The following is a 22376-nucleotide window of genomic DNA, read 5'->3' as shown; positions in this document are numbered from 1 at the left end:
TTAATCTGAAAGTAAACGACGTATCATTTCCTGTCCCGCATCTTTCGGATAGGATCGATACAGGTGACCAGATAAGCGAACGGGATCACCAAAGAAATACCGTTCGTATTGTGTTTGTCGTGTGCCGAACGAACTCATCGTCAAATCCCAAGCTAGACGAAACAGTTGTACACGTTCAACCGCAGTTTTTGTAGCTCCTTGTAGATACTTTTCGAGATCAGGCTGAATAGCGGAATGAAAATCCTTATCGGTAGGTAACGCAATCATCCCACTTGCTCCGATTAGCTGAATGATCTCACTGAAACGCGGGTAGACTTTCGGGAAAATATTGCTTGCTACTTGAAGCGGTATTGCACTGGGACACATATATCCCCATTGATCGAGTGCAGCATCGGCTTCCGATTTATCTCGCAATGCTTTCATCGTTTCGAGCCCAATAATTATTTCAGATAGCTTTTCTTGAATGTGGAGATATTCTGCTATATTAATGGTTTGGACGAGCTGCTCTGCCAAATTCAGCATGAACTCCGTTTTGACAATCTGTCTCGTAATGACTTGATGCGTGGCAAACGGATGGAATGAACTCTTTGAAAAAAATTCTGAAGCTACTTCCGGGTTGTGATGAAAGAATACACGCTCCCATGGGACCAGAACATTATCGAAAATAACTACAGAATCCATCTCTTCAAAACGCGAACTAAGTGGGTAATTGAATGTAGAATCCCCACCGACAAATGATTCCCTGCAAAGAAAACGCAAACCTTTTGTACCGGAAGGAATGGAAAAGGCGAAAGCTTCATCAGGATCTCCAAGAAAAGAAGGTGTGCTGAATACCAGTACTTCATCCGTCACGCCACCCTGAGTTGCAAGTAGCTTAGCTCCTTTAATGATGAGTCCTTCAGACGTCTTTTTAATAATCCTTGCTGAGACAGGTTCATCTGACATATTAAAAGCACTCTGAGATCGATTGACCTGTGGCGTAATGAAGGTATGAGTAAAAGATAGGTCCTCTTCTCGCGCTCGTTCATACAGCGCTTGAATATGTTCTGGAAAGCAGTTTTCCTTACCGAGCAAGTGAGGGGAAGATGAGGCAAAGCTCATGATCACCGTATTGAGGTAATCGGGACTTCTACCAAGCAAGCCGCAAGAAAGTCTTGCCCATTCTTCTGTCATGATTCTGCGGTTTTGCAAATCGGTTTTGGTTTTAGGTTGTAAGTAAGAAAGTCCAATTCGCTCATTTGTGACTGGCGAAGCATATGTCATGAGAGATCTATGTGAAGGTGACAGTTGTAAATCATATAGAGAAGCCTTTGTTTCTATAAGCCCCTTAAAAGCTGGATGTTCAGAGATAGGTCCTTTCAATTGTTGCCCATCGAGCCAAATTTCCGCGTTCTGCGCATTCATTCTGCGTACAAAATCATTGCCATTTATAGCACCCATACCATTCCTCCTGAATTTTCTAGTTGCTATAGTATATTATGGCATCTTCATGAATGATCAAAATAGTTCTCGTTTTGAACAATAGACAATAGTTTTGATACAATACAGAAAGAGTACATAGGAAATTTATCTGGGCCAGGGAAAGGTGTGTATACAATGAATGAAGAATTGGTAATGAAGTATATCGTGTCGTGTACAAATCTATATGGGATTGTGCCTGTTGAAAAAGTTATTGAAATCTACAATAATCAAAATGAAGAAAGTATTTCATTGAATGAAGTGGAAAGTCTTTTGCAATCTACGCAAATGAAACAAAAACTTGAGGAGAGTTTCGTCTATATTCAATCAAATGAATTTGTAGCTGAGGCGACAAGCGAAGAAGATGAAAAGGAAAATCTAAAACGAAGTGCAGCTGAAAAGCCATATTATGTACCGGGAAAAGAAGAACTGCTATGTTACATTGACGAAGAGTATTTTCAAGAAACTCCCGAGCAATTACTGGTAAAGAATATGTTGAAAGAGGACTTCGGTGATCAATTGGATGTCGATGAAGAAGTCTCTGAACTAGTATATAATCTGCAAGTAAGTGGCGGCGACTTCATGATGGAACTATCCTTGTTTATAGCTGGTCTAGAACTGCCTATCAAAAAATCTGAGCGTTATATCCCTGCGATTGTCGAAGTAGCAGACACTACTAGATTGTGGGAAAATCGTGGACATACTATGAAAGAATTACAGCAACTCTAATTAGTTCGTTTCAATAGACAATGCTCAACCTAGCAAGATAGAATAAAGGTACATTAAACACACATTAAACATTTTGGAGGATATGACTCATGACTTTAAAAGAATTGACTGCAAAAGAAGTTCAAGAGCAATTGGAAAGTGGTAAAAAACTGAATATCATCGATGTACGCGAAGATGACGAAGTAGCAGAAGGTATGATTCCAGGTGCAGAACACATCGCCCTCGGTAATCTACCTGTCGAAATGCACGACTTGAATGCAGAAACACCCTTCATCCTCGTATGCCGTTCAGGTGGCAGAAGTGGCCGTGCTCAAGAGCTTATGGCAGACGAAGGATTTGACGTAACGAACATGGTAGGCGGCATGCTAGCATGGGAAGGCGAAACAAAGTAATAAGTTAAACCAAAGCTGTCGTAAGAAGTGAAAACTTCTTACGACAGCTTTTTTATTAAAAGGGATAGAAGTTGAATTGCACTGTAACGATGCATCCCGTCTTCTAATTCATTAATCCGCTGACGTGTAGACATAACCTCAAAAGTCCAAGCGTATAGTGAAAGAAAAAGGCGGTGTCTGTATGAAAAAGTGGCTTGTAGCAGGGTTACTCATAATTTTCTCATTAGGTGGAGTGTTATACGGCGTCAAAGCATCTGATCGTGGCTTCTTTCTGCCCTCTGAGCTTGGTGGGGTAAGTATCCTCATTGACCCTGGTCATGGTGGGGAAGACGGGGGGGCTTCGGCAGGTGAACTCATTGAAAAAGATATTACATTAAACATTTCCCATGAAGTGAGTAAACTTTTAAAGAAAAAAGGTGCAACTGTAGAAATGACGAGAGAGAAAAGTGGCGATGCGATTGCAGAACATGCACCATCCGAGAAGTTCACTTCGTTGAGAAGCAGAAAGTTCGCAGACTTGAAACTACGTGAAAGCATGGCAGTCGATTCGAAGCCGGATATGTTTATCAGCGTCCACGTTAACGCGATCCCAGAAGAGCGCTGGAGAGGGGCGCAAGTATTCTATCATCCGGGTGGCCATCCTGAAGGTAAGCAACTGGCGACATCAATCCAAAACGAATTGCGCGATCAATTGAAAAATACAGAGCGGGAAGCTATGAAAATCACGGGAGTCTACTTATTGAAAAAAGTACCAGTACCGGCTGTGTTGGTTGAAACAGGTTTCTTGTCCAATCCAGAGGAAAGGAAATTATTGTCGAATAAATCTTATCAGAAAAAAGTAGCAGCTGCGATTGTAGATGGAATCGTAAAATATCAACTTGCTGATGAACAATGAAGCATATGACGTTTGAGTGAATAGTGAATATGATATACTGAAAAGGAGTGAATGAATTCAGTAGGGAGTGTCGAATGTGATTAATGAACAACAAGTTCGTGAACTGATTGGCGCATTGGAAGATCCGTTTTTACATAAAACATTGGCAGAAACAAATGGAATTGTGGATGTAACCATAAAACCTGAGAAAGAACATGTCAGTGTTAAAGTCGCGATTGCGAAAGTGAATACCGGAGAGCAATTGACGCTACAATCAAAAGTGGTTGAAGTATTGAAAGAAGCAGGAGCCGACTCGGTTGGCATTCGTTTTGAAGAATTGCCTAAAGAAGTATTGGAACAATTCCGCGGCACGGTGACGGAAGCGGAAACGCAGGATATCTTATCACCTTTATCTAACATTGAATTTATTTCGATTGCATCTGGTAAAGGCGGCGTCGGAAAGTCTACGGTCTCTGTGAACTTGGCAGTGGCTTTAGCAAGACGCGGCAAAAAGGTCGGATTGATCGATGCAGATATTTATGGCTTTAGTGTACCAGATATGATGGGTATTACGGCTATGCCTGAAGTACGTGAAGATCGCATCATGCCAGTAGAACGTTTTGGCGTAAAAGTCATTTCAATGGGCTTCTTTGTTGAAGACAACGCACCCGTTGTTTGGCGTGGACCTATGCTTGGAAAAGTGTTGGATCAATTCTTCCGTGATGTGGAGTGGGGCGAGCTGGATTACTTATTGCTCGACTTGCCACCAGGAACAGGTGACGTAGCACTTGATATTCACCAAATGATCCCTGCGTCTAAAGAAATCGTCGTTACGACTCCACATCCAACTGCAGCATTTGTAGCAGCGCGTGCAGGAGCGATGGCGTTACAAACTGAGCATGAGCTACTTGGTGTAGTTGAAAACATGTCTTGGTTCGCATCTAAAGCAACAGGTGAGAAAGAGTATGTCTTCGGTCAAGGTGGAGGTGTCCGTCTTTCTGAGGAGCTTCGTACGGAACTATTAGGACAAATCCCTCTTGGTCAGCCTGACTGGAACGAAACGGAATTCGCACCTTCAGTTTATGCAGAAGATCATCCGATTGGAAAGATCTACTTAGAAGTTGCTGATACAGTAATCAAAAAAACTAAAAAGTAATAAATAGCAGACGAAAAAGGTTATTTTCCTTCTTCGTCTGTTTTTTTATCTTTTCCTCCATCTTTTCCACTGTCCTCAGCAGCCCCTTTACCAGCTTTCATAATCAGTTCTTGCCACTTTGCTTGCATGAGTGGGCTATTGATCGTATCTTCCACAGCCTTCTCCATTTCTTTCTTGAGTGTCGCTGAATTAACGATCTTCTCCATCTGTTTCATCATGTCTGGCTGTCCGAAAAACTTCTCCATTTCTTTTTGAAATGAAGCATCTCCCATCAAATCTTTCATAATATCGGCTTGTTGCTTTTTCATGCTCTTAGCTACGCTTTCAGTAAACTTAGGATCTTCAAAAGCTGTCTTCCAAAAACGCTCTCCCTCTTTAGAAAGTAAGACGTTTTCAATACTTTGCTTCACTTCTGGTTGTTCGAGTACGAGTAACTCCCTGAACTCAGGATCAGTCATTATTTTCCGGAGTGCTTTTTTTCCATCTTCCGTCTGGATTGCATCTGTCATCATCTTCTTCATTTCGTCATAGCTTGGTGACGCCTGACTTCCTCCGCTGCAACCCGCAAGGAATAGAAGGAATAGAAAAATGCCTGCAAATTTTTTCATTCCACTCAACCTTCCACTTGTATTTTCATTTATTGTTCACAATATAAGAAGGAATATGCATGATTCGTTCAATGAAATAGATTTTTTTGTCGATCGTTGATACACTAGGATGGACATGATAAAAAGGGGAACAGTGCTGTGACAATACGAAATTGGGTTAAATTTTTCTTGCGCGCAATGGCAATTGGTGGATCAATTACAGCGGTTGTTGGTCTAATAGTACGTTGGGACTTCTTCTATGGATATTTACAGGCAGGCGAGATAGGGCAATTTCTTGGTGCCTTTTTATGGATGATTTTTTTAGGCTTTACGATGAGTGTAGTTGCGCAAATGGGCTTCTTCGCCTATTTGACTGTTCATCAGTTTGGCGTCAATATGTTCCGTACGTTAACTTTGTGGAACTGGGTGCAAATGCTAATCATAGTCGTTGTGCTGTTTGATTTAGTATTTTTCCGTTTCCAATTAACGAAAGCAGATACAAGTCGGACGTTTCTGTATATTTTCTTACTCATTACTTTGATCGGTGTATCAGTAGTGACAGCGTACTTTAAAGCGCAATGGACGAAAAAACATGCGCTGACTTCTGCGTTGTTTTTCATGATCGTCATTACGACGCTGGAATGGTTGCCGGCGCTTATGGTTACTTCCGGTAACAAAGATGAATGGGTAACCATTCTTCTATTCCCACTGCTTGCGGTAAATGCATATCAATTATTAATATTGCCTAAATACAACAGACAATCCGATATTGATAAAGAGAAGTTGGACAAACGCAGAAATGAAAGAAAAAAGACAAAGAAAAAAACAGTTAAATCCTAAAAAAAACTGACAGGAGATTTCTCTCCTGTCAGTTTTTATTGTGGGATTTTTTTCGTTTTAACAGTGGATCGGAATAAGAGATCCTCTACGGATTGAAAAGTACGACTAGCAATCAAACGCTGAATATCAGCAGTGGCCACTTGCTCATGATGATCATATGGAACGGTAATGATTTCACCTTTGGAGGCTTTTGGTAATGTACCACCAGACCATTGTACAGTAGACCCAAGTGCATTGATTTCTGCCTTGCTCAACTGCTGTAACAAGTCTAAAGGGAATTCCTCATCTGTCGTACGGAACCAAAGCGGACGTTTGTTGAACAGTTCTTCAAATGTTTGTAGTTGCTTACTCAAAAGTTTCGGATCACTTTCATAGTGTTGACCTTCGGTACCGAGTAAAGCGATAGGTAACGAGCGCTTGTTAATTTGTTCTGTAAGGTGGGGAAAGCGTGAAGCCCAGTCACTATCGATGAAAAGAAGGGGATACGGTTGTGATAAATGTTCGAGAAGCTCCTCTACTTCTTTTTCACCGAAAGAAATATTAATCGTCAACGCAGAACCTTGTGTACCTTTTACTATCACTGCCGGTTGTTCTGTTAATCGGAAAACCGTCTTCAGAGTAGAAGTAGGCTTGGCCAATTGTGGGATAAACGCTAAGAACACTGCAATCAAAACGAAAGAGAAGAGAAGTTTTTTTATCATGCCAATCTCCTTAATTATGTGAAGTCTAAACTATTGTATGAAAACCTCTTGACGTCTATGACTAAGCCTATTATAATTAAAAATGCTTGAGGGATTAAAAGTACTTGTTGCAAACAGTTAGCAAGCATGCTATAATGATTTTTGTCGTCAAACATAATATGTTTATTATTATTCCGCAGTAGCTCAGTGGTAGAGCAATCGGCTGTTAACCGATCGGTCGTAAGTTCGAGTCTTACCTGCGGAGCCATTTTTTTATGCTTCCATAGCTCAGCAGGTAGAGTGCTTCCATGGTAAGGAAGAAGTCGCCGGTTCGAGTCCGGCTGGAAGCTCCATGAACACTTTAATGGCCCCTTGGTCAAGCGGTTAAGACACCGCCCTTTCACGGCGGTATCACGGGTTCGAATCCCGTAGGGGTCACCAATTAACTTTTATAGCAAAGTAGCAATGCGAAGCTTATCGCATAATCCTGTTAAAATTGGGAGAAGCGAGTAGTGCAAGGAAGCAAGTGAGAGAAGGAAGGAGCGTACTTAGGTACGTGACTGACTAAGCGAGTGAAGCCTGACGCAGCAATGCGAAGCTTATCGCAATTTTAACAAGGTGGGGTAGCGAAGTGGCTAAACGCGGCGGACTGTAAATCCGCTCCCTCCGGGTTCGGCGGTTCGAATCCGTCCCCCACCACCATTTTTTTACTTTAACGAAAATATAACCATCTATACATTGGGGTATAGCCAAGCGGTAAGGCAACGGACTTTGACTCCGTCACTCGTTGGTTCGAATCCAGCTACCCCAGCCATTTAACTAACATACTTATAATTTCATAATACATATGTCGAATCCTTGTTATTTATAAAATAATATAGGGTTTTTTTGTGAAGAAAAACAGTAGTTCATATAGAACAATTCAAATAATCATGTATAATAATCTATAACACGTATAGGTAGTTTCTCTTGTTTTAACAATGAATATGACTGAATATAGGGATTGTGATATAGCTATGGAAGAGTCTTTAAATAATATGAAGAAATTCGTGGAGTCAAGTAGTGAAAAAGAATTACAAAAAACACTTAGTGATATAGCTTATACATTAGAGCAAGCAGCTATAGTTGCAATTACTGACTCACGCGGGACGATTCAATATGCCAATGAACATTTTGAAAAACTCTCGAAATATTCGAGTGAAGAATTAATTGGCTCGAATCAGAGTATAGTAAATTCAGGCCACCACGATGCAGCCTTTTTTAAAGATATGTGGTCTTCGATTGGCTCGGGTAAAACTTGGCGCGGTGATATATGTAATCGTGCGAAAGATGGATCCACTTATTGGGTCGATACAACAATTGTCCCGTTTTTAAATGATAAAGGTAAACCTTATCAATATATTGCAATTCGCTATGATATTTCAGAGAGAAAGCAGATGGAACTAGAAATACGAAAAAGCGCGGAGCTTTATGAAATTATTACAGCTAATGCATCTGATTACATTGCCGTGATTGATCGGGAGGGCAATTTTTATTATGCATCTCCATCTTTCCAAAAGCTTCTCGGACATACAGAGAACGATCTATATTCTCGTTCATTTTTTTCTTACATATATAAAAAGAATCGACAAAAGGTAGAAAAGAAGATTTCGCAGTTTGTAGGGTATCAACGTCAAACAATGAACTTAGAGTTTTCTTTTTTAGATAGTAAAAATGGATTGCATATTATGGAAGCGAAAATTGATGAAGTGGATGAAGCACTCGAATATGAAGATAAGCTACTAGTCGTCATGCGAGATGTCACAGAACGTGTGAAGTCAGAAGCGAAAATTAAGTATCTGGTCTATAACGATCAGTTGACTTCCTTAATGAATAGAAATTCATTTAGAGAACAGATGGCTTTGGCATTTGAAAGAGCACGCACCCGCAAACAAGTATTTGCACTTGTCCATATAAATATTGATCGACTCCGTTATGCAAATGATTTACTTGGGCATGAAGCGGGAGACTATTTATTGGCGATGGTCGGAGAGCGACTAAAAAAGAGAACGGGACCTGAAAGTTTGTTGGCTCGTATTGCAGGAGACGAGTTTGCATTCATTATCACAGGACTGAAAGATGAAGAGGAGTTCTATAATCATGCGGAAGATATTCGTACCTTTTTAGAGAAACCGATTCAAGTAGGCAAGCAAAGTTACACATTGTCTATTAGTTGCGGTATTTCTATGTATCCTGAACATGCAAATCAACCCTCCGATTTGATTACTAAAGCCACTTTGGCATTAGGCAAAGTCAAGTTGCGAGGTGGCGGCGATAGTGAAATGTATGAGCCGGGTACTTCAAAGATGTCGTTAGAGCGAATATTACTTGAAAATGAATTACGTAAAAGTGTCCAACAACAACACTTTTATCTGGAGTATCAACCAAAAGTTTTACTGGATACCGGTAAGTTAGCAGGTGTTGAAGCACTCGTACGTTGGAATCATCCAGATCTGGGCATTATACCCCCTATGAAGTTCATTCCATTGGCTGAAGAAACGAAGATTATTGTGCCGCTAGGAGAATGGATTTTACGTGAAGTTTGCAAGCGTGCGCAGATTGAAGCAGCAGCTGGTGAAACGTGCCGATTTGCTGTGAATGTCTCAACTGTCCAAATGAAAGAAGAGGGTTTTGTAGACTCTGTCTTGAATATAATTAAGGAATATCACGTGCCACCTGAAATGCTCGAGTTGGAACTGACAGAAAGCTCGTTTATGGATACGGATGGTATGAAGGATGCCATTCAGAGGCTACGAAGTGAAGGCATTACTATTGCGATCGATGATTTCGGTACAGGCTATAGTACATTCAGTTATATAAAAGAACTTCCAGCTGATACGCTGAAAATTGATATGGCGTTTGTACGCGATATTTTAGAGAATGAAAATAGTCAGGCCATTGTCAAAGCGATTGTGACACTTGCTGATACAGCGGGATTGAATGTGGTAGCAGAAGGAATAGAATTACCTGAGCAGGCAAAAATGCTCTATAATTTAGGATGTCGTGAAGGACAAGGCTATTATTACGGTCGCCCGATGTCATTAGAAGATTCACTACAGATTAGAGAACGTCGTTCAGTTTTTCAAAATAAAAATTAATATGTAGGAGGAACATTATGCGAAAACTAGATATTTCTTTAATTGGAGTACCCGTCGATCTTGGTCAAAGCCGACGAGGAGTGGATATGGGACCAAGCGCCATTCGATATGCAGGGGCTGTTGAGCGTCTTCAAGCACTAGGTCATGACGTTACGGATCAAGGGAATATCTCTGTTTCACCAGTACACGACCTAACATGCAATGAGGCGGGATTGAAGAACTTGTCAGAAGTGACGGCAGCGACAGAAGAACTCGCTGAAAAAGTTTCCGCGATTGTGAAAAATAAAAAGTTTCCACTAGTACTTGGTGGCGATCATAGTATTGCTATCGGTACACTTGCAGGATTGGCCGAACACTATAAAAACCTCGGAATCATTTGGTATGACGCACATGCAGATATGAATACAAGTGAGACATCTCCTTCAGGTAATATACACGGCATGCCGCTTGCAGTTAGTATGGGGCTAGGACATGAGCAACTAGTGAATGTGCATAGTGACGGAGCGAAAATAAATCCTGAGAATGTAGTAATTATTGGTGCGCGGTCGGTTGACCCGGGTGAAAGACAATTAATTAAAGAAAAAGGCGTGAAAGTATTCACAATGCATGAAGTTGACCGTTATGGCATGTCAGCGGTAATTCAGCAAACGTTGGAGTATTTTGCTTCGAGAGAAGTAGATGGCGTTCATTTGTCGTTAGATTTGGACGGTTTGGATCCATTGTATACTCCAGGAGTCGGAACGCCGGTGCCTGGTGGAATCACATATCGCGAAAGTCATTTAGCTATGGAATTGCTAGAAGATGCAAATGTAATCACATCTGCAGAATTCGTTGAAGTAAACCCTGTGCTAGATGAGTACAATAAAACCGCAGATGTAGCAGTCGGACTTATGGGATCTTTATTTGGTGAAAAACTACTATAATTTGTTGAAGTGATTGAAGCCTATAGGTTTTGATCACTTTTTTCTTTGTGGAAATGACTATCACTCTCAGTGTGAATAATGATAAAGTAGGGATGGACAAAATAAATGAAGAAAAAATGAAACCAAATGAAGTATCTAACGTATATAAAGGGACAGCCGCATAAGAGCGGAAGGTGAAGCCTATTGGACGAATTGATTAATAAACGAGTAAAAGAAGTATTAAACGGTAATCAAGAAGCTTTTGAAGAGATTGTTATTCATTTTCAACACCGATTATATCAAGTGTGCTATCGAATGTTGAATAATGCAGCGGAAGCGGAAGATATTGCACAAGAGGCTTTTGTGCGTGCCTATGTAAATTTGGAAACGTATGATCAAAAGCGGAAGTTTTCTACTTGGCTGTATCGTATTGCGACTAATCTATGTATTGATCGTATTCGTAAGAAAAAACCCGATTATTATCTAGATGCTACGGTGCCAGGAACAGAAGGCTTGGATATGTATTCACAAATCGCAACGGATCATCAGCTACCTGAAGAAGAAGTAGAGAAGATGGAAATGAAAGATCGTGTTCAATATGAAGTAAACAGGCTGCCCGATAAATACCGTACGATAATTATTTTGAGATATATGGAAGACCTACAGTTGCAGGAGATTGCTGACATTTTAGAGATGCCACTTGGTACAGTGAAAACACGAGTACATCGTGGACGTGAAGCACTTCGACAACAAATGGGGAGTATGTAGGAGGTTGGATTCATGGAAAAATGTCCTAAACATGTTGTCCATTATATGCATGCGTTTTTAGATGGTGAAATCACTAATGAAGAAGAGCAGATTTTGAACGAACATTTAAAGTCCTGTGAAGAGTGCAGAGATATATTCGAGGAATTACAGCAAACCGTTACCTTGTTTACAAGTATAGATGTAGTGGAAGCACCTGCTGGATTTGTCAGTAACGTGAATGCGCGATTACCCAGACAGACCATCAAGAAAGGTCCGAAGAAGTGGTTCCGTCAGCATCCATTTATGGTGGCGGCTGCGTTGTTTTTATTGCTTATGAGCGCATCATTCTTCTCGAGCTTTGAAAATGAACAACAGTTTTCATTTACTAAACAACCTAATATAGTGGTTGAAGGGGAGACTGTAGTTGTACCAGCGGGTGAGACGGTTGTCGGAGATCTTGTCGTAAAGAATGGAAACCTTCGAATAGAAGGAGAAGTAGACGGCAATGTGACCGTGATACGCGGTTCGAAGTATATGGCCTCCACTGCCGTCATTACAGGATCAAGCGAAGAGATTAATGAAATATTCGATTGGCTATGGTATAAGATGAAATCTGTCGCAAAAGATATTATCCCTGCCTCGAAAGAACAAAAGGTCGAAAAGGAATAAGAATAAGTTAAAAAGGTGATGCGGCTTCCAGGCTTACGCATCACCTTTTTTAATTCTCATTCGTTTATACAACACCTTTTAGTTGGGCATGTTAGTTGGGAATTATGCTATACTAGATAAATAAGAACTTTTTTAAAAGGTAGGGGAAGCACATGCCGGGTTTGGAGCAAGTAACAACATTAGCACCAATAGGAATACTGAAAAATATTGTGGATGTGCTTCTTGTTTGGTTCGTACTCTATAAATTAATTACTATTATTAAAGGGACAAAAGCCGTTCAATTACTGAAAGGTATTTTCGTGATTTTGATTGGTCGTTATATCACGGAATGGCTTGGTTTGAAAACTCTTCAATGGATGATGGAAGAAGTGCTTCGCTTCGGTTTCTTGGCTGCTATCATCATATTCCAGCCCGAATTACGTAGAGCGCTAGAACAATTAGGACGAGGCAGACTCTTTGCGCGGACTGCAATGCAAGAAGAAGAAGAACGTGACCGTCTGATTGATGCATTTGTCAAATCCGTTAGCTATATGGCTAAGCGGCGTATTGGTGCGTTAATTACAATTGAAAAGGAAACAGGTCTTAGTGAATACATCGAAACAGGCATCCCTTTGAACTCACATATTACATCCGAACTTCTTATCAATATTTTCATTCCGAACACGCCATTGCATGACGGGGCTGTTATTGTGACGAAAAACCGTATTGCAGCTGCAGGTTGTTATTTACCCTTATCAGAAAGTCCGTTTATTTCAAAAGAACTCGGCACACGGCATCGTGCGGCGCTTGGAATTAGTGAAGTAACTGATTCGGTAACCATCATTGTTTCAGAAGAAACGGGTGCGATTAGTGTGGCGACAGACGGAGAAATCAACCGTAAACTAGATATAGAAGAATTTGAAAAAATATTACGTATTTCATGGTTTGGTAACACTACAGGACAAACAGATACTTCTCTATGGAAGTGGGGGAAGAGAAAAAATGGATAAATTCATGGACAGCCCCTGGTTTCTGCGATTGACCGCATTGTTTTTGGCGATTATGCTGTTTTTATCAGTAAAAGCTGAAGATCAATCCAGCCGAAATACTATGGGCGATGTATTCGATCTTATACAAGACGTGCCCGTAGAAGTATACTATGATACCGAGAATTTAGTTGTAACTGGCGTTCCTGATATGGTCAATATGACAATTGAAGGTCCTGCTCAAATTGTACAGACTACGAAGTTATTAAAAGATTTCTCATTGAAATTGGATTTGCAGAATTTAACGCTAGGTGAACATAACGTTCGTATACAAGCAGAAAACTTATCCGATAAACTGGATGTTCGACTTGACCCTGCAACGGTTAGTATCAATATTGAAGAAAAGGTAACTCAATCATTCCGTGTGGATCCAGAGATGAACACTAGATTATTAGCTGAAGGTTATGAAGTGAAAAGTATGGATGTCCAGCCTTCTACGATTAATGTAACAGGAGCGAAAAGTGTTGTGAATGCAATTAATTTCGTGAAAGTTTCTATTACAAGTGAAGGTAGTTTGGATAAATCGTTTGAACAAAAATCTCGCGTTCGTGTATTGGATCGAGACTTGAATAAATTATCAGTTTCATTGGATCCGGAAGAAGTCACTGTCAAAGTGGATATTCAGGAATACAGCCGTGAAGTTCCATTGAAATTGCAGCAAATAGGACAGCCGACAGAAGAAGTAACTATTGAAAGTGCAGTCCCAGAAAATAAATCAATTCGTATATATGGTCCGAAGAGTGTAGTCGACGCTATTAAAGAAATTCCAGTAGAGTTGGATGTAACGAAAATAAATAAAACTGGAAAAGTGGAAGTAGACGTAAAAAAACCTGAAGGAATTACTCGAATAGTACCTGCTAAATTAAAAGTCCAGGTGAAGGTTTCAGGTGAAGCTTCGGATATATCAAAAAAGACGGACGATAGTAAAGAATCATAAAATCTTACCAAACGTGATCTACTTAGATAAGATCGAAAGGAAGAATAGAACATGACACAGTATTTTGGAACAGACGGCGTCAGAGGTGTAGCTAACAAAGAGCTAACACCCGAGCTAGCATTTAAACTAGGCAGAATCGGTGGATATTTATTCACTAAAGAAGTAGAAGAAAAAGCAGAAGTGTTAGTAGGTAGAGATACACGGATTTCTGGCTTAATGCTTGAGAATGCCTTAATAGCAGGTCTACTATCTGTTGGTGTGGAGGTCATGAAACTGGGCGTCATCAGTACACCAGGTGTTGCCTATTTAACACGCGTTATGAATGCTCAAGCAGGGGTCATGATTTCAGCATCACACAACCCTGTTGAAGATAATGGAATTAAGTTCTTCGGAGAAAGTGGCTTTAAATTAACAGATGCACAAGAAGAGGAATTTGAACAACTATTAAACGCGGAAGAAGATACATTGCCTCGTCCGGTTGGGGGAAATGTTGGGACCATTACGGAATACTTTGAAGGCGGTCAAAAATATATTCAATATCTGAAACAAATCGTGGATGAGGACTTTGAGAATATCCATGTTGCACTGGATTGCGCGCACGGTGCGACTTCAGTTTTGGCGACACATGTATTTGCGGATTTGGATGCAGACTTGACTACAATGGGCGCTTCTCCAAACGGCTTGAATATTAATGATGGAGTTGGATCTACACACCCTGAAACCCTTGCGTCACTTGTAGTGGAAAAGAGTGCAGATATCGGACTGGCATTTGATGGCGATGGGGATCGTCTCATTGCAGTTGATGAAAAAGGAAATATAGTCGATGGTGATCAGATTATGTTCATCGTTGCTCGATATTTACATAGCAAAGGTAGATTAAAAGGAGACACAATTGTCTCTACAGTGATGAGTAATCTGGGTTTCTATAAGGCTTTAGAAGAATTCGGCATGAAGAGTGTCCAAACAGCTGTTGGTGATCGCTATGTTGTAGAAGAGATGCGCAAGAATTCTTATAATCTTGGTGGAGAACAATCCGGTCACATTATTTTCATGGATTATAATACAACGGGTGATGGTTTACTGACGGCATTGCAATTAGTTAATATTATGCAACAAACAGGTAAAAAATTATCTGAATTGGCATCTGAAATGACCGTGTATCCACAGAAACTCATCAATATTCGTGTTAATGATAAATATGCTGTTATGGATAATATGCGTATTGTTGGAGTTATTAACGAAGTGGAGAAAGAGATGAATGGACAGGGAAGAGTACTTGTACGCCCTTCCGGTACAGAGCCTCTTGTTCGTGTAATGGTCGAATCTGAAACAGAAGCACAATGTGTGGCTTATGCAGATCGAATTTCACAAGTAGTGAAAGAAGAAATGGGTCTAGAATAAATATGCATTTGAGCTGGTAGTAGTACGTTCTATATTACCAGCTTTCTTTTTGTACACAGGTGAATACGGGGAATCAGAAGTAGAGGCCAAATGGGAATGCTTCCGCTGAACGGAGGGGAAAATAGTGAGTCAAAAGAAATATCAGAATATGCTCGCACAACGTACTGAGAATATCTTTGAAGAGTGGAAAGTTCGTGGTAGTTTAACGGAACGAGAGTTGTATTATTTTCTTCATAAATTGAAGGGAACTTCTGGGACAATCGGATTGCAACAGTTGTCTCTCTTTTGTGCATCACAATTAGAAATCCTGACGTCTTCCAATGATCAGAAAATTCCTGTTTCTTCATTGGAGAATCTGAAGAATCGTATACGTGCGTATTTCGATGATACTGTTGCCGTGAAAAAAGAAGAATTTCAATTACCCGATCGCTACGTCAACCGTCTAGATCAAGAAACCTTTATTCTAATTATTGATGATGACTTGGAGTTTGTATCCTATTTAAAAGAGTTACTTGAGAAGCTAGGTGCTCAAGTAATAATCTCATTAAATGGGAAGCGTGGAATTGAACAATTTTACTCCATGAGACCAAGTATTGTAATTATAGATGCAAAATTACCTGATATGACTGGCTTTGAGGTGCTTGATCAAATTGCAGAAACAGCGCGTCAAAAGAACACAACGTTAGCTATATCTAGTGAAGAAGCAACGAAAGAAATTCTGATCGAGACCTATCGTCGGGGTGCTATGGACTTGATATCCAAACCATTTGATATGGACGTCTTTTTCCCTTATTTGTTCAACCGCCAAATGCGTCAACATGCGATCAGTAGTAGTATGATTACAGACAGTTTGACAGGTGTAGGTAATCGCCGTTACTTCGACGAAACGATTAATACGTTGGCTAAAAAGGCAGATCAATCGGAAGCGATTTTCTCGCTTGTCATAGTGGACTTAGATCACTTTAAACAAGTAAATGATTTGTACGGGCATCCAGCAGGCGATGAAGTACTACGGAAGTTTGGAGAAATCATTAAAAATGAAAAACGTGAAGGCGATTATGTGTTTCGCTATGGCGGTGAAGAGTTTGCTTTGTTGTTTGATAACATTAAAGCGGAAGACACAGTACATGCCGTTGAACGGATTCGGGATAAATTTAATGAAACTATATTCACTTCAGGTGACGAAACCTTCCAAGTAACCTTCTCGGCAGGCAGTGCGACGTATAAAGGGAATACCGCAAATCTGATATCCGCTTCTGACCAAGCACTTTATGAAGCCAAACGTTCAGGGAGAAATCAAACTGTCATCTACGATCAGAGAAAACGGGTTGTAAAAAGAAAGTTGATTGTCATTATTGTAGACGATGATTCGTTTATCAGACAGATTCTTCAACAAACTTTGCTAGAGTTAAAATCCTCTGAGATCGATATTACAGTCAAGACGTATGCTGACGGCCCTTCGTTTTTAGAGGATGACTGGTACAGTCAAGATGCCTACTTTATCGTACTACTTGATGGGGTCATGCCGAAAATGGATGGATTGGAAGTGTTGAGTCGCTTAAAGAGTGACCACGCCAAAACAAATGTCACAGTGTCTATGATGACTGCCAGAAAAAGTGCGAATGATATTAAGGCAGCTCTTTGGCTTGGTGCGGATGATTATATTATTAAGCCTTTCCAACCGACAGAAGTACTTGGACGAATTGATAAGCTGGCTAATCGTTTATTTGACAAAAGAGAATAGAAGGAGGTGCCCACTTTGACATATGTAGGAAAGAAAGTGTTAGTTGTAGATGATGAAGAAATTTTGCGTATGCTGCTCACGGATACTTTAGAATTTGAAGGATTTCAAGTAGAAGAAGCAGAAGACGGGGAAGAAGCCTTTGAAAAGATTCAAAGCAATCAGTATGATGTCATTCTTTTGGATTATATGATGCCGCGTATGACAGGTTTGGAACTATTGGAGCGTCTACAACCGCTGAAACTGGAAACCCCTGTTATTATGCTTACTGCGAAAGCACAACAAGCAGATCAGGATGCCGCTTTAGCGAAAGGGGCCACTTACTTCATGCCTAAACCGTTTAGCCCGAATGAACTGATTGAATTGGTTAAATCACTATTTTAATTTCACTACATATCTATACAAAAAAGAACGTCCTTCCAAACTGGAAAGGACGTTCTTTTTAGTTGTTCTCAGGGTATAAAATTCTTCCGTCTGGTTGATCTATAGTTTGTATGATAATAGTGGACAACTCACTAAGTGGGTAAGGCTTCGTCAAATATTCGCTGACATGAAATTTCTCCATCAGTAATGGTTCTTTTTCCATAGAAGAGGAAATGACAATAGGTATCGATTGAGTTCTAGCGTATGCTTTCATTTGTTTAATTAACTCCCAGCCGTTTTCACCTTTATCTAACATTAAATCAACGACGACTGCCACGGGCTGCATTTTTTCAATACATACGAATGCTTTGCTTACTTTGGAATGATGAATTACTGAAAATCCATTACTTGCTAACTCTTCTCCTAGCAATAATGAGATATTTACATCATCCTCCACAATTACGACCAAAGGTTTATCAGTATCAATCTGTTCTTTAGGCAATAGCTGTTTTAAAGGAAGTGAGAAGAAAATAGTCGTTCCTACATTTTCCTCGGAGTCTACCCAAATTTGTCCATTATGGTCTTGTACGATCTCCTTACAAATAGATAGTCCAAGCCCTGTGCCGCCTATTTTTCTACTGTAGCTATTATCAAATCTATAGAATTTCTCAAATAGATGCTCGGTATTATCTGAAGGAATTCCAATACCTTCATCTGATATGGAAACTACCACTGTATCCTGTTGATTTAAAAGAGTGATATTTACTTTTCCGCCATCAGGGGAAAATTTAATAGCATTGCCGATTAAATTCATGAATACTTGAAGAATTCGATCATAATCAGCTCGCACTATAGAAGAGTAGGTTAAATCCTGCACGTTTATAGTATGAATTGGTGATTGAATGAGTAAATTAGCCACAGCTTTTTCAGCTACTTCCATGACGGATAAATCTTCGAGAGTATAGGATTGACGACCTGATTCCATTCGCTGAATATCTAAAAAGTCATTGATAAGTGAAGTCAGTCTATTTGCTTCGCTGTGTATCGTTTCAAGATAACGTTTTTTGCGTGTGTCATCCATGTCCTTATTTAGCAAAAGCTCAGAGAATCCAAGAATACTGGATAATGGCGTTCGTAATTCGTGACTGACAGTCGACACTAGTTCGGTCTTCATTTGATTGACTTCATGTTCATGTGTTATATCACGGTGTACAAAGATAGTTCCGACCTTTTCTTCTTGAATAATAATTGGGACACTATATACTTCCATGACACATGATCTTTCAGATGGTAATGAGAGTATATATTTGTTAGTAATAGATTCAGTCGATTCGGGTTTGAGTGCATTTTCAAGAAATGCTTTGTGTTCAATAGGATTATTGATACGATCCAAGAAATACTCTGTCCATTTTTCACGTGACCACTGTCCATGTTCTGTTTCAGGTTCCATGCCAAGTAACTGAAATAAGGCCGCATTGTACTTATCATTTTCACTTGTATTTGAAACGAAACGAATACCTTCATTTATATTATCCAATATACTTTGATTCAATTGACGTTCATGACTTATGAGCTCGTATTGCTCAATCCGGTCTACTCCAATTGCTATTCGTTTTAGCAAACCGTATAAATCGTCTTGATCATCCTCGGTAAATGGCTTACCGATGCGCGAAATGATGGAGACTACGCTGAGTTCGTTTGAGGTGTTGTAAATGCCTGTCACGAAATCATAGACAAATGTAGTGTTGTCAGCAATACCTTTTTCATAATCTGCTTCTCGTTTGATAATGAAATAGGGCTCTGTTTCAAGACGGACTTTCATATATTCGAGACGTTCTCGTTTAATTTCATTGAAAAGATTTTCTGAAACACCCTTTAGCGCATGAATGTCGCTTTTAGGAAACCATAGAAAACTTAAGTCGGATTGATAGATTTGATTTAGGTAGTTGGAAGTTTGATCGCACACTTCTTGCTTATCTAACGAGAATGACAAAAGATGACTCAAGCCATTGTAACGTTCTAAACGTAAACGAGAAAATCTAGCTTCTGATAAGGCGAATTCCATCTTTGTTTGACGATGAAACAATTCATCCTGTTGTGTGATTAACTCCTCATTTTGAGAAAGTAGTTCTTGTTCATTCATTTGAATGCGCTGCATCATTTTATGAATGGATTGGGAAAGTGCGCCGATTTCATTATCTGCTTGTATAGGCTGGAACAGGACTGTACCCTCTGTTTCATACTGATCTGCTGCGCGTGTGATCTCTTCAACAGGCTTTACTACACGGTTGATAACGTTCCACACCATGTAGATGGGAATGAGTAAGAAGATAAAGCCGAGTATTGTGATAAGTAAAAAGAATACTTTAGATTGTTGTTTTATTCGATCATATGATCCTGTAAGCTTTTCTTTTGATGAGTCTTCGTATTTATTGGCATATGTAATAAAATTATTAACGGAAAGATTTGCCCCACTCTTTGCCAATTCACGCAAGCCTTCATAATCGTCTCCTTCAACGAAATGAATAGCGGTTGGAAGTGTTACGTTTTCGTATTCCATCAAAAAATTGTCAATTTCACTAATGATTTTCTGTTCTTCTGCATTTAGGCGAAGCGATTTGAATTCACGGGAATAGGAGTGAATATCTTCAATTGCTTTGTAAGCAAAGTTTAGTTCTTCTTCTATTTGAAATGCATAGTAGCCCCGGATTCGGAAAAAGAGATCTTGGACTGAGTCTGATATATTTTCCACCAATTGTGTCTTTTTGTATGAGTCTTGCTGTTCGTCTTCCAAGTCATCCCAAGAGCTACTAGCATAAAAATACATGCTAGTCATTCCTATGATGGCAGTGACTATTGAAATAATAAATACTTTTATATAGTGTTGACGAATACCTTTTTTTTGCGCCATCCGATTACCCCTTCCTACCTACACACATACTCCTATTCTATCATTTTTTTCCACTACATGCTGATAGAACTTTCAGTTTAGGACAAGAAGTTTCAAATGAAAAACAGAGAACAAGCGCTAAAATTTGATAGGCTTGTCCTCTGTATATAATTTATTCGAAAATATATTTCAGTGCTAAAACTGCCTGGTCTACCGACTCCACTGTAACATGTGCTTTGCGGGATAGTTCTTTTAATGGGTGATGATGCTTTTCTTGGCGGATTAAAATGAGTGGTTTCCCAAAAGTTACTGCTGCACTTGCGTCCATAGCGGTGTTCCACTGCTTATACTGTTCGCCAAATAGCGCGATGACAACATCCGATTTCTTTAGTAAAATTTCAGTCCGTAAGTTATTAAGGCTAGAAGCAGCGACGTCTTTGAAGATTTTATCGGGCTGTTCTCCTAGAATCTCTTCTCCGATGTTGTCCGAACGGTCATGGTCTTCCATAGGTCCGACAAAGTCGACAGGTAATTGAAGATCTTTTGCTTGTTGTTTGACTTCTTCTCGCCAAGATGTATGAATCTCCCCAGCTAGGTATACTGTTAATCGCATAAAAACCCCTCCTAGTTTGATAGTCTTTATTGTATCATGCATTACATCTTCATTCATCCGAAGTACTTGAAGAAGGGAAGGTCATTCATATGGTACACTTAAATAAAAAAGAGGAGCGATTAGTATATGAATGGACAGAATCGATCAGATGTTAAACCAGGTTTACGCGTTGCGGTTATTTTGAAGAAGGATCAACGTAGTGGGGTAAAAACAGAAGGCATTGTTAAAGATTTACTGACAAACTCAAGTTTCCATCCCCACGGTATTAAAGTGCGGCTTGAAGATGGACAAGTTGGGCGTGTAGCAGAGATATTGGGTTAATAAGCTCGTGCAGAATATAAAAGCATTATCGAACACACAGCACCATGCTATGTGTTTTTTTATTTTCTATTCTATTTACCGGTTGACGTTCATACAATGGAGTATGGACAAACAATAATGCTCATTGTCTAAGAAAAAATCGGAGGAGGATGAATTATCGAAACACGAAAGAAATCAAGTGTAACTAAACGCGGCTTTTTGAAAACTACTGGGATTGCTACAGGGGCTTTGCTAGGTGGAGGTCTGATTGGCGGACTAGTTGGATATAAAAGCAAGAAATCCATGAATGTTGTAAAAGAGGACAAGTCTAAAAATGTGGAATCAGAAGTGAATACTCGCAGTAGAGTGTTTTTTACTAATCCAGAGGAGTTCGAAACATTAACCGCAGCGGTTGAACGAATCTTTTCTAAAGACGAAATCGGTTCTGGCGCGCTTGGATTAGGCGTACCATTCTTCATTGATAATCAATTAGCCGGTCCCTATGGCAGTAATACAGAAGAGCATATGCAAGGGGCTTTCTATCCTGGTGAACCGAAGGCAGGCTATCAGACCGATCTAACATGTGCGGAAATATTTAGACAGGGGATTGCGAAATTAGAGGAAGAAGCTAGTAGTTTATTCGGCAAACGTTTCGTTGAATTGGAAGAGGTACAAATGGATCGAATTTTGGCTTCTTTCCAAAACAATAAGGTAAGTATGGAAGGTGTAGACTCAGCTTTATTCTTCCGCTTATTGCGTTCTGCTACATTGCAAGGCGTCTATTCGAATCCGATCTATAATGGAAATCACACTATTGAAGATTGGAAGATGAACGGTTTTCCAGGACACCAAATGTCATTCCTCAATGAAATTGAAAATGAAAAAGCAATCGAAATGGAACCTTAAGCGATTGATAGCATAGTATTACAGACTTT

At 39.8% G+C, this 22376-nt stretch carries 21 protein-coding genes and 5 tRNA genes; 21 read left to right on the top strand and 5 right to left on the bottom strand.

All coding sequences use genetic code 11. The annotated features are described in order from the left end of the window. On the bottom strand, positions 1-1440 hold the full coding sequence (gene hpaB / locus CSV76_RS04175; protein ID WP_085427433.1) for a 4-hydroxyphenylacetate 3-monooxygenase, oxygenase component: 1440 nt from the start codon (positions 1438-1440) through the stop codon (positions 1-3). Between the two features lie 156 nt (positions 1441-1596). On the opposite strand from hpaB, the gene CSV76_RS04170 reads away from it, so the two are divergent. The 4 genes from CSV76_RS04170 to CSV76_RS04155 all read left to right on the top strand — a co-directional run bounded on the left by CSV76_RS04170 (position 1597) and on the right by CSV76_RS04155 (position 4609). Then, a complete protein-coding gene (locus CSV76_RS04170; protein WP_099624828.1) occupies positions 1597-2187 on the top strand; it encodes a hypothetical protein in 591 nt (196 codons plus the stop codon). An 89-nt stretch (positions 2188-2276) separates the two neighbouring features. After that, on the top strand, positions 2277-2579 hold the full coding sequence (locus CSV76_RS04165) for a rhodanese-like domain-containing protein (RefSeq protein ID WP_085427431.1): 303 nt from the start codon (positions 2277-2279) through the stop codon (positions 2577-2579). 181 nt (positions 2580-2760) lie between these two features. Next, positions 2761-3474, top strand: a complete 714-nt coding sequence (locus tag CSV76_RS04160; protein ID WP_085427430.1) for an N-acetylmuramoyl-L-alanine amidase — start codon at positions 2761-2763, stop codon at positions 3472-3474. Between the two features lie 76 nt (positions 3475-3550). Beyond that, on the top strand, positions 3551-4609 hold the full coding sequence (locus CSV76_RS04155) for an Mrp/NBP35 family ATP-binding protein (protein WP_085427429.1): 1059 nt from the start codon (positions 3551-3553) through the stop codon (positions 4607-4609). Positions 4610-4629: 20 nt separating this feature from the next. Here the strand turns inward: CSV76_RS04155 and gerD are convergent, their stop codons facing one another. Continuing rightward, positions 4630-5217 (bottom strand): spore germination lipoprotein GerD, encoded by a 588-nt coding sequence (gene gerD, locus CSV76_RS04150; protein ID WP_085427428.1) that lies wholly within the window; start codon positions 5215-5217, stop codon positions 4630-4632. Between the two features lie 138 nt (positions 5218-5355). Between gerD and CSV76_RS04145 the strand changes: the two genes are divergently transcribed. Continuing rightward, positions 5356-6036, top strand: a complete 681-nt coding sequence (locus CSV76_RS04145; RefSeq protein WP_099624827.1) for a KinB-signaling pathway activation protein — start codon at positions 5356-5358, stop codon at positions 6034-6036. A 35-nt stretch (positions 6037-6071) separates the two neighbouring features. Here the strand turns inward: CSV76_RS04145 and CSV76_RS04140 are convergent, their stop codons facing one another. Then, a complete protein-coding gene (locus CSV76_RS04140; RefSeq protein ID WP_099624826.1) occupies positions 6072-6737 on the bottom strand; it encodes a polysaccharide deacetylase family protein in 666 nt (221 codons plus the stop codon). Positions 6738-6909: 172 nt separating this feature from the next. Here CSV76_RS04140 and CSV76_RS04135 point away from each other — a divergent pair. The 14 genes from CSV76_RS04135 to CSV76_RS04070 all read left to right on the top strand — a co-directional run bounded on the left by CSV76_RS04135 (position 6910) and on the right by CSV76_RS04070 (position 17659). Then, a tRNA-Asn gene (locus CSV76_RS04135) sits at positions 6910-6984 on the top strand. A 9-nt stretch (positions 6985-6993) separates the two neighbouring features. Further along, a tRNA-Thr gene (locus CSV76_RS04130) sits at positions 6994-7069 on the top strand. Between the two features lie 13 nt (positions 7070-7082). Further along, a tRNA-Glu gene (locus CSV76_RS04125) sits at positions 7083-7157 on the top strand. Between the two features lie 176 nt (positions 7158-7333). Next, positions 7334-7418, top strand: a tRNA-Tyr gene (locus CSV76_RS04120). Between the two features lie 37 nt (positions 7419-7455). Then, positions 7456-7530: transfer RNA gene (locus tag CSV76_RS04115), tRNA-Gln, on the top strand. Positions 7531-7753: 223 nt separating this feature from the next. After that, positions 7754-9853: a sensor domain-containing protein gene (locus tag CSV76_RS04110; RefSeq protein WP_158232736.1), complete on the top strand. Its 2100-nt coding sequence runs from the start codon at positions 7754-7756 to the stop codon at positions 9851-9853. A gap of 17 nt (positions 9854-9870) precedes the next feature. After that, entirely contained in the window at positions 9871-10776 is a 906-nt protein-coding gene (gene rocF / locus CSV76_RS04105; RefSeq protein WP_085427424.1) for an arginase, read from the top strand. A 183-nt stretch (positions 10777-10959) separates the two neighbouring features. Beyond that, a complete protein-coding gene (sigW, locus tag CSV76_RS04100) occupies positions 10960-11523 on the top strand; it encodes an RNA polymerase sigma factor SigW (protein ID WP_085427423.1) in 564 nt (187 codons plus the stop codon). A gap of 12 nt (positions 11524-11535) precedes the next feature. Further along, positions 11536-12171 (top strand): anti-sigma factor family protein, encoded by a 636-nt coding sequence (locus CSV76_RS04095; protein WP_085427422.1) that lies wholly within the window; start codon positions 11536-11538, stop codon positions 12169-12171. 152 nt (positions 12172-12323) lie between these two features. Continuing rightward, positions 12324-13160 carry a diadenylate cyclase CdaA gene (cdaA, locus tag CSV76_RS04090; RefSeq protein ID WP_085427421.1) on the top strand — a complete coding sequence of 279 codons (837 nt, stop codon included), beginning with the start codon at positions 12324-12326 and terminating at the stop codon, positions 13158-13160. After that, positions 13153-14133 carry a CdaR family protein gene (locus tag CSV76_RS04085; protein WP_085427420.1) on the top strand — a complete coding sequence of 327 codons (981 nt, stop codon included), beginning with the start codon at positions 13153-13155 and terminating at the stop codon, positions 14131-14133. Before cdaA ends, CSV76_RS04085 begins: the two co-directional genes overlap by 8 nt. A 51-nt stretch (positions 14134-14184) precedes the next feature. After that, a complete protein-coding gene (glmM, locus tag CSV76_RS04080) occupies positions 14185-15534 on the top strand; it encodes a phosphoglucosamine mutase (RefSeq protein WP_085427419.1) in 1350 nt (449 codons plus the stop codon). A 124-nt stretch (positions 15535-15658) separates the two neighbouring features. Further along, entirely contained in the window at positions 15659-17278 is a 1620-nt protein-coding gene (locus tag CSV76_RS04075; protein WP_085427418.1) for a diguanylate cyclase, read from the top strand. Positions 17279-17293: 15 nt separating this feature from the next. Beyond that, positions 17294-17659 carry a response regulator transcription factor gene (locus CSV76_RS04070; RefSeq protein ID WP_085427417.1) on the top strand — a complete coding sequence of 122 codons (366 nt, stop codon included), beginning with the start codon at positions 17294-17296 and terminating at the stop codon, positions 17657-17659. A gap of 58 nt (positions 17660-17717) precedes the next feature. Here the strand turns inward: CSV76_RS04070 and CSV76_RS04065 are convergent, their stop codons facing one another. Both CSV76_RS04065 and CSV76_RS04060 read right to left on the bottom strand, forming a co-directional pair. After that, the gene (locus CSV76_RS04065; protein WP_099624825.1) at positions 17718-20549 is read right to left on the bottom strand and encodes an ATP-binding protein; all 2832 of its coding nucleotides are present in this window, start codon (positions 20547-20549) and stop codon (positions 17718-17720) included. Between the two features lie 151 nt (positions 20550-20700). Further along, positions 20701-21141 carry a YtoQ family protein gene (locus CSV76_RS04060; protein ID WP_085427415.1) on the bottom strand — a complete coding sequence of 147 codons (441 nt, stop codon included), beginning with the start codon at positions 21139-21141 and terminating at the stop codon, positions 20701-20703. A gap of 126 nt (positions 21142-21267) precedes the next feature. Between CSV76_RS04060 and CSV76_RS04055 the strand changes: the two genes are divergently transcribed. Both CSV76_RS04055 and CSV76_RS04050 read left to right on the top strand, forming a co-directional pair. Next, positions 21268-21462 carry a YwbE family protein gene (locus tag CSV76_RS04055; protein WP_099624824.1) on the top strand — a complete coding sequence of 65 codons (195 nt, stop codon included), beginning with the start codon at positions 21268-21270 and terminating at the stop codon, positions 21460-21462. Between the two features lie 198 nt (positions 21463-21660). Then, complete coding sequence (locus tag CSV76_RS04050; protein ID WP_233192333.1) at positions 21661-22347, top strand: gluconate 2-dehydrogenase subunit 3 family protein; 687 nt, start codon at positions 21661-21663, stop codon at positions 22345-22347. Positions 22348-22376: the final 29 nt, after the last annotated feature.

Source organism: Sporosarcina sp. P17b (assembly GCF_002743115.1).
GTDB lineage: Bacteria > Bacillota > Bacilli > Bacillales_A > Planococcaceae > Sporosarcina > Sporosarcina ureae_C.
This window is presented reverse-complemented; position numbering and strand designations above follow the sequence as displayed.